Source organism: Amycolatopsis sp. cmx-11-12 (assembly GCF_046269425.1).
Classification (GTDB): Bacteria; Actinomycetota; Actinomycetes; order Mycobacteriales; family Pseudonocardiaceae; genus Amycolatopsis.
Genome location: NZ_JADNQM010000003.1, coordinates 157,914 through 172,128 on the forward strand (window position 1 = coordinate 157,914; position 14,215 = coordinate 172,128).

The 14,215-nt window shown below is 68.6% G+C and carries 11 protein-coding genes and 1 riboswitch; all 11 genes read left to right on the plus strand.

What is annotated here, in order from left to right; genetic code table 11:
• Positions 1–6 precede the first annotated feature (6 nt).
• The 11 genes from ACLARN_RS05300 (at position 7) to ACLARN_RS05350 (ending at position 14,214) form a co-directional block, all read left to right on the plus strand.
• Positions 7–1,374 (plus strand): aldehyde dehydrogenase family protein, encoded by a 1,368-nt coding sequence (locus ACLARN_RS05300; RefSeq protein ID WP_409490374.1) that lies wholly within the window; start codon positions 7–9, stop codon positions 1,372–1,374.
• Entirely contained in the window at positions 1,374–2,141 is a 768-nt protein-coding gene (locus tag ACLARN_RS05305; RefSeq protein WP_037342142.1) for a 3-oxoacyl-ACP reductase, read from the plus strand. The genes ACLARN_RS05300 and ACLARN_RS05305 overlap by 1 nt, the downstream gene beginning before the upstream one ends.
• Before the next feature lie 452 nt (positions 2,142–2,593).
• Positions 2,594–2,968 (plus strand): hypothetical protein, encoded by a 375-nt coding sequence (locus tag ACLARN_RS05310; RefSeq protein ID WP_409490150.1) that lies wholly within the window; start codon positions 2,594–2,596, stop codon positions 2,966–2,968.
• Positions 2,969–3,183: 215 nt separating this feature from the next.
• Positions 3,184–3,287, plus strand: a riboswitch (glycine riboswitch).
• A 43-nt stretch (positions 3,288–3,330) separates the two neighbouring features.
• Positions 3,331–6,162 carry an aminomethyl-transferring glycine dehydrogenase gene (gcvP, locus tag ACLARN_RS05315; RefSeq protein ID WP_409490151.1) on the plus strand — a complete coding sequence of 944 codons (2,832 nt, stop codon included), beginning with the start codon at positions 3,331–3,333 and terminating at the stop codon, positions 6,160–6,162.
• 8 nt (positions 6,163–6,170) lie between these two features.
• The gene (gene gcvT / locus ACLARN_RS05320; protein WP_409490152.1) at positions 6,171–7,262 is read left to right on the plus strand and encodes a glycine cleavage system aminomethyltransferase GcvT; all 1,092 of its coding nucleotides are present in this window, start codon (positions 6,171–6,173) and stop codon (positions 7,260–7,262) included.
• 17 nt (positions 7,263–7,279) lie between these two features.
• Positions 7,280–7,657 (plus strand): glycine cleavage system protein GcvH, encoded by a 378-nt coding sequence (gcvH, locus tag ACLARN_RS05325; RefSeq protein ID WP_409490153.1) that lies wholly within the window; start codon positions 7,280–7,282, stop codon positions 7,655–7,657.
• A 3-nt stretch (positions 7,658–7,660) separates the two neighbouring features.
• Positions 7,661–8,929, plus strand: coding sequence for a serine hydroxymethyltransferase (gene glyA / locus ACLARN_RS05330; RefSeq protein ID WP_409490154.1), 1,269 nt, complete (start codon positions 7,661–7,663; stop codon positions 8,927–8,929).
• On the plus strand, positions 8,926–9,927 hold the full coding sequence (lipA, locus tag ACLARN_RS05335; RefSeq protein WP_409490155.1) for a lipoyl synthase: 1,002 nt from the start codon (positions 8,926–8,928) through the stop codon (positions 9,925–9,927). The genes glyA and lipA overlap by 4 nt, the downstream gene beginning before the upstream one ends.
• Positions 9,928–9,943: 16 nt before the next feature.
• Positions 9,944–11,317, plus strand: a complete 1,374-nt coding sequence (locus ACLARN_RS05340) for an L-serine ammonia-lyase (RefSeq protein WP_409490156.1) — start codon at positions 9,944–9,946, stop codon at positions 11,315–11,317.
• 89 nt (positions 11,318–11,406) lie between these two features.
• Positions 11,407–12,129, plus strand: a complete 723-nt coding sequence (locus tag ACLARN_RS05345; RefSeq protein ID WP_409490157.1) for a FadR/GntR family transcriptional regulator — start codon at positions 11,407–11,409, stop codon at positions 12,127–12,129.
• Between the two features lie 198 nt (positions 12,130–12,327).
• Positions 12,328–14,214: a transglycosylase domain-containing protein gene (locus ACLARN_RS05350; protein WP_409490158.1), complete on the plus strand. Its 1,887-nt coding sequence runs from the start codon at positions 12,328–12,330 to the stop codon at positions 14,212–14,214.
• Position 14,215 lies beyond the last annotated feature (1 nt).

A 14,215-nucleotide genomic window follows, 5' to 3' on the forward strand; every position in this document is an offset into this window, starting at 1 on the left:
GGGAACATGTCGGCGGTGTTCGAGGTGATCAACCCCGCCACCGAAGAGGTGGTGAGGTCGGTCGAGCTGACCTCGGCCGAGGAGACCGACGCGGCGATCGCCCGCGCACAGGCGGCGTTCCCCGCCTGGCGTGCGGTGGCCCCCGGCGACCGGGCGCGGCTGTTGCGCCGCTTCGCCGACGCCGTCGACGCCGACATCGAGAACCTCGCCCAGCTGGAGGTCGTCAACGCCGGTCACACGATCGGCAACGCGCGCTGGGAGGCGGGCAACGTCCGCGACGTGCTGACGTACTACTCGGCGTCACCGGAACGGCTGAGCGGCAAGCAGATCCCGGTACCCGGCGGGGTGAACATGACGTTCCACGAGCCGCTCGGCGTGGTCGGGGTGATCGTGCCGTGGAACTTCCCGATGCCCATCGCGGGCTGGGGGTTCGCGCCCGCGCTCGCCGCCGGGAACACCGTCGTGCTCAAACCCGCCGAACTCACCCCGCTGACCGCGATCAGGCTCGGCGAACTCGCCCGCGAGGCGGGGATCCCCGAGGACGTCTTCCAGGTGCTCCCCGGCAAGGGATCCGTGGTGGGACAACGGTTCGTGGACCACCCGGCGGTGCGGAAGGTGGTGTTCACCGGCTCCACCGAGGTCGGCAAGCAGATCATGGCGGGCTGCGCCGCGCAGGTGAAGCGAGTGACGCTGGAACTCGGCGGCAAGAACGCGAACATCGTGTTCGCCGACGCCGACCTGGAGAAGGCCGCGGCCACGGCGCCGTACGGCGTGTTCGACAACGCCGGGCAGGACTGCTGCGCGCGGTCGCTGATCCTGGTGCAGGCGAGCGTGTACGACCGGTTCATGGAGCTGCTGGAACCCGCCGTGAACGGTGTCGTCGTCGGGGATCCCCGTCTGGAGATGACCGAGATGGGGCCGCTGATCTCGGCCGGGCACCACGCGAAGGTGTCGTCCTATGTGGACGATGACGCGCCGGTCGCCTTCCGGGGCAACGCGCCGCTGGGGCCGGGTTACTGGTTCCCGCCGACCGTCGTCACCCCGCCCGACCTGCGGCATCCGCTGGCCTCGGACGAGATCTTCGGCCCGGTCGTCGCCGTGGTCCCGTTCGCCGAGGAGGCGGACGCGGTGACCATGGCCAACGACACCGAGTACGGCCTGTCCGGCTCGATCTGGACGCGCGACGTCGGCCGCGCCTTCCGCGTCGCGCGTGGGGTCGAGGCCGGGAACCTTTCGGTGAACTCGCACTCGTCCGTCCGGTACTGGACGCCGTTCGGCGGATTCAAGCAGTCGGGGCTGGGCCGCGAACTCGGCCCGGACGCCGTCGACGCCTTCACCGAGACCAAAAACGTATTCATCAGCACGGAGGAATGATGGTTCAGCGTTTCGAAGGCCGCGTCGCGGTCATCACCGGTGGCAGCAGCGGCATCGGTCTCGCCACCGCTCGGCGGCTGGCGAGCGAGGGCGCGAAGGTCGTCATCGGCGACATCTCCGCCGAGGCGGGCAAGGCCGCGGCCGACGAGGTCGGGGGCCTGTTCGTGCAGGCCGACGTCACCGACGCCGAGCAGGTCGAGGCCCTGTTCCAGACCACTGTGGACACTTTTGGCTCGGTCGACGTCGCGTTCAACAACGCCGGCATCTCCCCGCCCGAGGACGACTCGATCCTCACCACCGGCATCGACGCGTGGGAGAAGGTGCAGAAGGTCAACCTGACCTCGGTGTACCTGTGTTGTAAGGCGGTACTGCCGCATATGCAACGGCAGGGGAAGGGCTCGATCATCAACACCGCGTCGTTCGTCGCGGTGATGGGCGCGGCGACGTCGCAGATCTCCTACACCGCGTCCAAGGGCGGGGTGCTGGCGATGAGCCGGGAACTGGGCGTGCAGTTCGCGCGGGAGAACATCCGGGTCAACGCGCTGTGCCCGGGGCCGGTGAACACGCCGCTGCTGAAGGAACTGTTCGCGAAGGACCCCGAGCGGGCGGCGCGGCGGCTGGTGCACGTGCCGGTCGGGCGGTTCGCGGAGCCGGAGGAGATCGCGGGCGCCGTCGCGTTCCTGGCGAGCGACGACGCCTCGTTCATCACCGCTTCGCAGTTCCTGGTGGACGGCGGGATCTCGGGCGCCTACGTCACGCCTCTGTGAGGTTGCTCAAGTCCGGGAGCTGAAGGACGCTTTCACCGCATCTCACGCGGTGAAAGGGCCCTTCGCGGCCTTGGTCGCTGGCGGCCCGCCGCAAGTAGGGCGGCTACCTGCGGGGCGCCTTCACAGACTTCCGCAGGCACCCAGCTCACCGCCTCGATCCGGGAGTGAAGGTCCCCTTCCCTACTCTCAAAGTAGGGAAGGAGTCCTTCACGGACCTGGACCGGACGCGCCGTCCATCGCCTTTAGTCGGCTACTTGCGGTCCACCAGGTCTCCCGCCTCGGTCCTGGAGCTGAAGGACGCTTTCCCCGCGTCCCACGCGGTGAAGGGCCCCTTCACCCCACCTGCCGTCACTCGTCCCGGTGGCTGGGATGGCGTACCCCTGACCTGCGCGGTAGTTCTGGGACGCGGAGCCGCCCGGTTCCGCGATCCGAGAAGCGCGGAGGCCCCCAGGATGACCCGGCAGATGAGCACCGCCATGCGCGACTGCATCGACCTGTGCAACGAATGCCACGTCCGGTGCGAGGAGATGATGACGCGCTGCATGGAGATCGGCGGCGCCAAGCTCGGGATGATGATGGTGACCTGCGCGGACATGTCCCGCATGAGTGCCGACATGATGATGCGCTGTTCGGCCATGGTCGCCGACCTCGAGCTGATGCGCATGTGCGCGAAGATGTGCGGCCTCTCCTCCCAGATGATGCGCATGTGCGCCGAGGAGTGTGCCAAGACGGGTGACGCCGAACTCTCCGAGGCCGCCGACATGATGATGCGCTGCGCCGAGCTCTGCGGCACCATCACCGCCGAAATGATGATGGAGAACGCCTAGCCACGCCAGACGAGGCCGGACACGTCGGGCGTCCGGGCGAACGGGACCAGTGACGTGTCCGGCCAGAAGTAGACGCGCGCTGAACACGCCAGGTACGGTGTGCGCACAACTACAGATCGGGCCGTTGAGCTGGAGCGGGAGAGCCCTCACGAACGTGGTGGGGCACCGAAGGAGCAAACTCCCCGGAATCTCTCAGGTACTCACTACCGCTTCCGCGAGGCCACTCTGGAAAGCAGGCGCGCAAGTGCGCCTCACCCAAGGTGAAAGCCGTCCCTTCACGGGCGGTGAAACTCTCAGGTGCCATGACAGAGGGGGAGTTCCCAGCGCACCGGTCTATCCGGCGCCTGACCCAAGGAGCTCCCTTGACCAGTACGTCCTTCGACGACCGGCACATCGGCCCCTCGGAGTCCGAGCAGGCCAAGATGCTCGCCGAGGTCGGTTACGGCAGCCTCGACGCCTTGGTGCAGGCCGCGGTGCCGTCCGCGATCCGAGTCACCCGTGACCTCGAACTTCCCCCCGCCGCGTCCGAAGAGGACGCCATCGCCGAGCTTCGCGCGCTCGCCGCGCTCAACAAGCCGATGACGCAGATGATCGGCCTCGGCTTCCACGACACGGTCACCCCGGCGGTCATCCGCCGCAACGTGCTGGAGAACCCGGCCTGGTACACGGCGTACACGCCGTATCAGCCGGAGATCTCGCAGGGCCGCCTCGAAGCCCTCCTCAACTTCCAGACCATGGTCTCCGAGCTGGCCGGTCTCGCCACCGCGAACGCCTCCCTGCTCGACGAGTCCACCGCCGTCGCCGAGGCCGTCATGCTGATGCGCCGCGTGTCGAAGTCCAAGTCGAACAAGGTCGTCCTCGACGCCGAGTGCCTGCCGCAGACCATCGCGGTCGTGCGCACCCGCGCCGAGGCGATGGGCGTCGAGGTCGAGGTCCGCGACCTGCTCACCGGCCTGCCGGAGGAGTTCTTCGGCGTCGTCGTCCAGTACCCGGGTGCCTCCGGCGTGCTGCGCGGCGCGGGCTTCTACTCCGCCATCTCCGAAACCGCGAAGGCCGCCGGCGCGCTGTACACGGTCGCCGCCGACCTGCTCGCCCTCACGCTGGTCACCGCGCCGGGTGAGTTCGGCGCGGACATCGCCGCCGGTTCGACCCAGCGCTTCGGCGTCCCGCTCGGTTACGGCGGCCCGCACGCCGGGTACATGGCCGTCCGCGCGGGGCTCGAGCGCTCGCTGCCGGGCCGTCTCGTCGGGGTCTCGGTCGACGCCGACGGCAACCCCGCGTACCGCCTCGCCCTGCAGACCCGCGAGCAGCACATCCGCCGCGAGAAGGCGACTTCCAACATCTGCACCGCGCAGGTCCTGCCCGCCGTGCTCGCCGCGATGTACGCGGTCTACCACGGTCCGGACGGCCTCAAGCGCATCGCGACCCGCGTCCACGAACTCGCCGGCGGCCTGGCCGACGCCCTCCGCGCGGGTGGCGTCGAGGTCGTCCACGAGGGCTTCTTCGACACGGTCCTCGCCCGCATGCCCGGCCAGGCCGAAGCGGTCGTCGCCGTGGCCCGCGAGAACGGGATCAACCTCGGCCCGGTCGACGCCGACCACGTCCGCATCGCCGTCGACGAGGTCACCACCCCCGCGATCATCGCCAGGGTGCTCAACGCCTTCGGTATCGACGACCCGGCCGCCGAAGCACAGGCGCTGCCCGCCGGGCTGCACCGCGAGAGCGAGTACCTCACCCACGAGGTCTTCCACTCGCACCGTTCCGAGACCGCGATGCTGCGCTACCTGCGCAGCCTGTCCGATCTGGACTACGCGCTCGACCGCGGCATGATCCCGCTCGGCTCCTGCACGATGAAGCTCAACGCCACCACCGAGATGGAGCCGATCAGCTGGCGCGAGTTCGCGGGGATCCACCCGTTCGCCCCCGCTGACCAGGCCGAGGGCTACCACGTCCTCGTCGAGCAACTGTCCGGCTGGCTGGCCGAGGTCACCGGTTACGACAAGGTGTCGTTGCAGCCGAACGCCGGTAGCCAGGGCGAACTCGCCGGCCTGCTCGCGATCCGCGCGTACCACCACGCGAACGGCCAGACCGAACGCGAGGTCTGCCTGATCCCGTCGTCCGCGCACGGTACGAACGCCGCTTCCGCCGTGATGGCCGGGATGCGCGTCGTCGTGGTCAAGTGCACCGACGAGGGCAACGTCGACCTCGAAGACCTGCGCGCCAAGGTCGAGGCCAACCGCGACACGCTGTCCGCGATCATGGTCACGTATCCGTCCACACACGGTGTGTACGAGCACGGCATCGACGAGCTGGCCAAGATCGTCCACGACGCGGGCGGCCAGGTCTACGTCGACGGCGCGAACCTCAACGCCCTGCTGGGCCTGGCGAAGCCGGGTGAGTTCGGCGGCGACGTCTCGCACCTGAACCTGCACAAGACCTTCTGCATCCCGCACGGTGGCGGCGGCCCCGGCGTCGGCCCGGTCGCGGTCCGCGCGCACCTCGCGCCGTACCTGCCGAACCACCCGCTGCTGGAGAAGGCCGGTCCCTCCACCGGTGTCGGCCCGATCAGCGCCGCCCCGTTCGGCTCGGCGTCGATCCTGCCGATCTCGTGGGCGTATGTCCGCATGATGGGCGCCGGTGGGCTCACCGCCGCGACGCAGGTCGCGGTCCTCGCGGCGAACTACGTCGCCAAGCGCCTCAACCAGCACTACCCGGTGCTCTACACCGGCCAGGACGGCCTGGTCGCGCACGAGTGCATCCTCGACCTGCGCGGGCTCACCAAGGAGACCGGCGTCAGCGTCGACGACGTCGCGAAGCGCCTGATCGACTACGGCTTCCACGCCCCGACCATGTCGTTCCCGGTCGCGGGCACGCTGATGGTCGAGCCGACCGAATCCGAAGACCTCGGCGAGATCGACCGCTTCATCGAGGCGATGATCGCCATCCGCGGCGAGATCGACGCCGTCGCGCAGGGCCGATGGACCGCGGACAACAGCCCGCTGCGCAACGCGCCGCACACGGCGGAAACCCTGGTCGGCGACTGGGATCTGCCGTACGAGCGCGAACTCGCGGTGTACCCCGCCGGGGTGAATCGCAAGGCCAAGTACTGGCCCCCGGTGCGCCGCATCGACGGTGCGCGCGGGGACCGTAACCTCGTCTGCTCCTGCCCGCCGCTCAACGCCTACGAGAACTGAGGCACTTGATGTCGAAAGAGACGTCCCTGCACGGAGTCCACAAAGGACTGGGTGCGCTGTTCACCGACTTCGCGGGCTGGTCGATGCCGATCCGCTATTCCAGCGAACTGGCGGAGCACAAGGCGGTCCGCGAGGCCGCGGGCCTGTTCGACCTCTCCCACATGGCCGAAATCGAGGTGACCGGCCCGCAGGCAGCCGACACCCTCGACTTCGCGCTGGTCGGCAACCTGTCCGGCGTCAAGCCGGGCCGGGCGCGCTACACGATGATCTGCGACGAGAACGGCGGCGTGCTCGACGACCTGGTCGTCTACCGCCTCGCCGAGGAGAAGTTCCTGGTCGTCGCCAACGCGGGCAACGCCTCCGTCGTCGCGGAAGCGCTGGCCGAGCGGGTCTCTGGCTTCGACGCCGTCGTCGACAACAGGTCCGAGGACGTCGCGCTGATCGCCGTCCAGGGCCCGAAGGCCGTCGAGATCCTCGGCGCCGTCACCGACGCCGACCTCGGCGCGCTCAAGTACTACGCGAGCGTCCCGGCCGTCGTGAAGGGTCACGACGTTCTGCTGGCCCGCACCGGTTACACCGGCGAAGACGGCTTCGAGCTGTACGTCCCGGCCGGTGAGGCTCCCGCCGTCTGGCGCCTCCTCGCCGAGGCCGGCGAGCCGCACGGCCTGCTCCCGGCGGGTCTCGCCTGCCGCGACACGCTGCGCCTCGAAGCCGGGATGCCGTTGTACGGCAACGAACTCAGCCTCCAGCTGAGCCCGTTCGAGGCCGGTCTCGGCCGCGTCGTCAAGTTCGAGAAGCCCGGCGACTTCGTCGGCAAGGCCGCGCTCGAGGAACTGTCCAAGAAGGACGTTCCCCGGGTTCGCGTCGGGCTCAAGGGCTCCGGCCGCCGCGCCCCGCGCCACGGCTACACCGTCCTGGCGGGCGAGACCGAGATCGGCGAGGTCACCAGCGGTGCCCTGTCGCCGACCCTGGGTTACCCGATCGCCATGGCCTACGTGGACCGGGAGCACTCCGAGCCCGGCACCGAGCTTTCCGTCGACATCCGGGGCCGTATCGAGCCCGTCGAGGTCGTCGCCCTGCCCTTCTACTCCCGCGCCTGAAAGGCCCTTTCGCAACCATGAGCATCCCCCAGGAACTGAAGTACACAAAGGAACACGAGTGGCTGAACGTCGTCGACGGCGTCGCCACCGTGGGTATCACCGCCTTCGCCGCCGAGTCGCTCGGTGACATCGTGTTCGTCCAGCTCCCCTCGGTCGGTGACACGGTCACCGCGGGCGAGGTGTTCGGCGAGGTCGAGTCGACCAAGTCGGTCAGCGAGCTGTACGCACCCGTGGACGGCGAGGTCGTCGAGGTGAACGGGGCCACAACGGACACCCCCGAGCTGATCAACTCGGACCCGTACGCCGAAGGATGGCTCCTGAAGGTGCGTCTGTCCGGCGATGTGCCCGCCCTGCTCGACGCCCAGGCATACGCCGTGCTCACCCAGGAGAACTGACACATGTTCAACGCCGCCTTGTCCGAAGTGGACCCCGAGGTCGCCGCGGCCGTCGCCGCCGAACTCGACCGGCAGCAGTCGACCCTGGAAATGATCGCGTCGGAGAACTTCGCCCCGGTGGGCGTGCTCGAGGCGCAGGGTTCGGTGCTGACGAACAAGTACGCCGAGGGTTACCCCGGCCGCCGCTACTACGGCGGTTGCGAGCACGTCGACGTCATCGAGCAGCTGGCGATCGACCGCGCGAAGGCCCTCTTCGGCGCCGAGCACGCCAACGTCCAGCCGCACTCGGGCGCGCAGGCCAACGCCGCCGCCATGGTCGCCGTGCTCAACCCCGGTGACACCATCCTCGGTCTCGACCTCGCCCACGGCGGGCACCTGACCCACGGGATGAAGATCAACTTTTCCGGCAAGCTCTACAACGTCGTCGCTTACCACGTCGACAAAGAGACCGGGATCGTCGACGTCGAGGAGATCGAGCGCCTCGCCAAGGAGCACAAGCCGAAGCTGATCATCGCAGGCTGGTCGGCGTACCCGCGTCAGCTCGACTTCGCCGAGTTCCGCCGCATCGCCGACGAGGTCGGCGCGAAGGTCATGGTCGACATGGCGCACTTCGCCGGTCTCGTCGCCGCCGGGCTGCACCCGAGCCCGGTGCCCTACGCGGACATCGTCACCACGACCACGCACAAGACCCTCGGCGGTCCGCGCGGCGGAATCATCCTGTGCCGCCAGGAACTCGCCAAGAAGATCAACTCGGCGGTGTTCCCCGGCCAGCAGGGCGGCCCGCTGGAGCACGTCATCGCCGCGAAGGCCGTCGCGCTGAAGGTCGCCGCGACCGAGGAGTTCCGCGAGCGCCAGCAGCGTGTCCTCGAAGGTGCGAAGGTCCTGGCCGACCGCCTTTCGCGCACGGACTGCGCCGAAGCGGGCGTCCGCGTGCTGACCGGTGGCACCGACGTGCACCTGGTGCTCGTCGACCTGGTGAACTCCACTTTGGACGGTCAGCAGGCCGAGGACCGGCTGCACTCGGTCGGCATCACGGTCAACCGCAACGCCGTCCCGTTCGACCCGCGCCCGCCGATGATCACCTCGGGCCTGCGGATCGGCACCCCAGCGCTGGCGACCCGCGGCTTCGGTGCCGAGGACTTCGCCGAGGTCGGCGACATCATCGCCGAGGCGCTGCGCCCGGACTTCGACGAGGCGCTGCGCCAGTCGCTGTCCGCCCGGGTCGAACTGCTGGCGAAGAAGCACCCGCTGTACGCGGACCTCAACCGATGAGCGCGGTCCCGGAAGGACGCAAACTTCTCCGGCTCGAGGTCCGCAACGCACAGACCCCGATCGAGAAGAAGCCGCCGTGGATCAAGACGCGCGCGCGGATGGGACCGGAGTTCACCGAGCTCAAGGGCTTGGTCAAGCGTGAAGGTCTCCATACCGTGTGTGAGGAGGCCGGTTGTCCCAACATCTATGAATGCTGGGAGGACCGTGAGGCGACGTTCCTGATCGGTGGCGATCAGTGCACGCGGCGGTGTGATTTCTGTCAGATCGACACCGGTAAGCCTGCCGAGCTGGACACGACCGAGCCGCGCAAGGTGGCGGAGTCGGTGCAGGCGATGGGTTTGCGTTACTCGACGGTGACTGGTGTGGCGCGTGACGATCTGGAGGACGGTGGTGCGTGGTTGTACGCGGAGACCGTGCGCCAGATCCACGCGTTGAACCCGGGTACGGGTGTCGAGTTGCTGATCCCGGACTTCAACGCGGATCCGGAGCAGTTGGCCGAGGTGTTCGGTTCGCGGCCGGAGGTTTTGGCGCATAACGTGGAGACGGTGCCGCGGATCTTCAAGCGGATCCGTCCTGGTTTCCGGTATGCGCGGTCGCTGGAAGTCATCACGCGGGCTCGTGAGGCTGGTCTGGTGACGAAGTCGAACTTGATCCTGGGTATGGGCGAGACTCCGGAGGAGGTGGCTCCGGCGATGAAGGATCTGGTCGATGCGGGCTGCGAAATCCTGACGATCACCCAGTACCTGCGCCCGTCGCCGCGGCATCACCCGGTGGACCGGTGGGTCAAGCCCGAAGAGTTCGTCGAGCACTCCAACGCGGCCGAGGCGATGGGTTTCGCTGGTGTGATGGCCGGTCCGCTCGTACGCTCGTCGTATCGGGCCGGGCGGTTGTTCGCGCAGACGAAGGCCCACCGCGGCGAAGCGCTGTCGGAGAACCTGGCCCACCTCGCCGCCGAAGGGCCCGCGGCCCAAGAAGCCAGCTCACTGCTGGCCAGATAGGAAGGAGGGCAGATCAATGGCGATCAGCGTCTTCGACCTGTTTTCGATCGGGATCGGCCCCTCCAGCTCCCATACGGTGGGTCCGATGCGGGCCGCACTGACCTTTGTGGACGGTCTCGCCGACGACGGCGACCTGCCGGCCACGAGCCGGGTCCAAGCCGAACTGTTCGGTTCGCTGGGCGCGACCGGGTTCGGGCACGGCAGCGACAAGGCCGTGCTGCTCGGGCTGTCCGGGGAGCGTCCGGAGGAGATCGACACCGACACGGTGGCAGGCAAGATCGCGGAGATCCGCGAATCTTGTCTGTTGAAGGTGCGCGGTGAACACGAGATCGTTTTCACCGAGGACACCGATCTGACCATGCACCGGCGGAAGTCGTTGCCGGCACACCCGAACGGGATGATCTTCCGCGCGTTCGACGCCGACGGGAAGGTGCTGCGCGAGCGCACCTACTACTCCGTCGGCGGCGGGTTCGTGCGCGACGAGTCCTACGAGACCGACACTGTCGTCGTCGAGGACTCGACGCGGCTGGAGTTCCCGTTCCGCACCGGCGCGGATCTGCTGAAGCACTGTGAGGACACCGGGCTGCCGGTCAGCGAGATCATGCTGCGCAACGAACTCTCCTGGCGTACACGCGAGGAGGTCCGCGAAGGTCTGCTGGAGATCTGGCAGGTCATGGTCGAGTGCGTGCACAACGGCTGCGAGCACGAAGGTGTCCTGCCCGGCGGGCTGAAGGTGCCGCGCCGCGCGAAGGCGTTGCACGAGAAGCTGCTCGCCGAAGACGGCGTCGGCGATCCGCTGTACGCCATGGACTGGGTGAGCCTGTACGCGCTGGCGGTCAACGAGGAGAACGCCGCGGGTGGCCGCGTCGTCACCGCGCCGACCAACGGCGCCGCCGGGATCATCCCGGCGGTCCTGCACTACTACCAGCGGTTCATCCGGGGCTCGTCGGACGACGGCATCGTGACGTTCATGCTCACCGCGGGCGCGATCGGCTCGATCCTCAAGCAGACGGGCTCGATCTCGGGCGCCGAAGTCGGCTGCCAGGGCGAGGTCGGTTCGGCCAGCGCGATGGCCGCCGCCGCGCTCACCGAGGTCCTCGGCGGCTCGCCCGCGCAGGTGGAGAACGCCGCCGAGATCGGCGTCGAACACCACCTGGGGCTCACCTGCGACCCGGTCGGCGGGCTCGTGCAGATCCCGTGCATCGAACGCAACGCCGTCGGCGCGTCCAAGGCGATCCACGCCGCGCGGATGGCGATGCGCGGCGACGGCTCGCACATCGTGACGCTGGACAAGGCGATCAAGACCATGCGCGAGACCGGCGCCGACATGAGCGTGAAGTACAAGGAGACCTCGCGCGGCGGCCTGGCCGTCAACGTCATCGAGTGTTGACACCCCCGCAATTCGGCACCTGGTTGCGATGTATGCGTGCGCAAGTACCGCAACCAGGTGCCGAATTGCGGGCGGCCTAAACTCGAAGGGTGGAGTCGAGCACGGTCGCGAACGCGGGTGACGCGCTGTTCCGCCCGGTGCGCGCGGGCAACGCCTTCGAGGAGACCGTCGAAAGGCTGCTTCAGGCGATCCGGCTCGGCGTGGTGGGCGCGGGGGAGCGGCTGCCTTCGGAGCGGGAACTCGCGGAGCGGCTCGGCGTCAGCCGGGTGACGCTGCGGGAAGCGATCCGCGCGCTGGCCGACGCCGGATACGTCGAGTCGCGGCGCGGACGCTACGGCGGCACGTTCGTCAACGACGTCCTGCCCGATCCTCCCGCCGCCGATGGGCGGAAGGTCGACAACGCCACGCTGGAGGACGCGCTGGGCCTGCGGCACGTCCTGGAAACCGGTGCCGCCGAGATGGCGGCGTCGCGTTCCCTCACCCCGGCCGACCGGCAGCATCTGACCAGCACGCTCGCCGAAGCCGCCGCGGCCGACGTCGGCGATTACCGGCGCAAGGATTCGCGGCTGCACCTGGCGATCGCCGAGATCACCGCGTCCGGCTCGCTGACCACGGCGATGGCCGACGCGCGGATGCGGGTCAACCAACTGCTCGACATGATCCCGCTGCTCGAACCGAACCTGGAGCACTCGAACGCCCAGCACGAGGCCATCGTCGACGCGATCCTCGCCGGTGACCCCGAGGCGGCCCGCCGGGCGATGACCGAGCACGTCGAAGGCACCGCTTCGCTCCTCCGGGCCTTCCTCGCCTGACCCCCTCTCCGCAATTAGGCACCTACTTGCGGGGGCCTGGGGCCCCGCGCCGGGGTGGATGACCCGCGTTTCGGCACCTACTTGCGGTGGTTCGTGTCGCCAACTACCGCAACTAGAGGACGAAACGCGGAGAGAGGGTAGGACACGATTCGGTGATTTTCCCACAACCTTTTCACTCGTTCGGGCGTCTTACCTGGCGTGGAGAACCCGGATGACGAGACCGCACCCGAGTCGGAAACCACGGCCACCCCGGAGTCGAAGGGGAAGAAACGCAGGTGGCGCCGCATCGCCGCCTGGTCACTGGGCCTCCTGATCGGCATCCCGGTGGTCGCGTTCGGGATCGCGTACGTCCTGCTCGACGTCCGCAGTCCGCAGGAGGTGCTCGCCGACCTCGACAAGACCGTCGTCCTGCAGAACGCCGACGGTTCCGAACTGCTCAAGGTGATCCCGCCCGGCGGCGACCGGCTGTTCGTGCCCTACGGCGCCATCCCCGCGAAGTTGCGCGACGCGATCGTCGCGACCGAGGACCCGACCTTCTGGGACAACGAGGGCTTCGACCTCACCGGACTCGGCCGCGCGCTGGTGACCGGCGTCGGCGGCGGCTCGGGGATCACCCAGCAGTACATCAAGAAGTCCACCGGCAACGAGGACGCCACCCTCGCCCGCAAGTTCTCCGAACTGGTGCTCGCCACGAAGATCACCCAGCAGCAGACCAAAAAGGAGATCTTCGAGAGCTACATCAACATCATCTCGTTCGGCCGCGGCACCTACGGCCCGGCGTCGGCGATGAACGCCTACTTCGGCCGCAAGCTCGACGACTCGATGACCTGGAGCGAGGCGGCCTTCCTCGCCGGGATGATCCAGTCGCCTTCGGTGCACGACCCGTACGCCTCCACCCACGAGCACGCCATGAAACGCTGGTCCTACGTGGTGAACAAACTGGTCGCGCGGGGTTACCTCAGCCAGGCCGAAGCGGTCGCGATGACCTATCCGGAGGACGCGATCCAGGCGCCGTCGGAGACTCGCGCCGGCCGCGTCACCTACGAGGAGTACCACATCAAGCAGCGGGTTCTCGCCGAACTGGAGCAGGTCGGCTATCCGCTGGACCGGCTCCGCGGCGGCGCGATGAAGGTCGAGACGACCATCGATCCGCGTGCCCAGGCCGAAGCCGAGAAGGTGGTCAAGGAACGACTGCAAGGTCAGCCGGAGCACTTCCGGGCCTCGCTGGTCGCCGTCGAACCCGGGAGCGGCGCCATCCGTGCCTACAACGGCGGCGGCTGGAGCGTGCACGACTACGCCGGAACCCCGTACGGCACCGGCTCGGCCTTCCAGCCGTTCATCCTCGCCGCCGGGCTCGAGCGGGGCGTCAACGTGGACGAACCGCTGAAGTCGCCGGCGCAGGCCGATTTCCTCGGTGAGACCTTCAAGTTCCAGGAGCAGTGCGGCGAGGCCGGGAAGTGCACGCTGCGGGAGGCGATCGGGCGGGGCGCTCAGGGACCGTTCGTCGATCTGGCGAAGAAACTCGGCGCGGAAGCGGTCCGGAGCGGCGCCCGTGCGGCCGGAATCCCCGAGACCGTCGACGGCGAGGTGACCCTGCGCGAGAAGGACGGATTCCTGATCGGCCCGGGAATCGCGGTCGGCCGGTATCCCTTGCGGCCCAGCGACATGGCCGGCGCCTACGCCACCTTCGCCGCCGACGGCATGCGCGCGACCCCGCATCTGGTGTCGAAGATCCGGGACGAACACGGCGAGGTCGTGTGGGAACGGCCTTCGGACAAGACGCCCGCTTTCGGTGACGACGAGGCGCTGAGCCGCCGGATCGCCGGCACGGTCAGCGGCGTGCTGACCACCGGGATGAAGGACCGCCCGGCGGCGATGAAGACCGGCGACTTCCAGTACAACGAAACCGACGACAACGCCGGTGGCTGGGCGGTCGGCTACACGCCGCGGCTTTCGACGGCGGTCTGGGTCGGCTCAGACCAGCCGCGCCGGATGCGGGACGCCGCCGGGGAGAAGCTGACCGGCAAGACGATCCCGGCCGAGATGTGGCAGCGCTTCATGAACGGCGTCCACTCGCCTCGGTGAC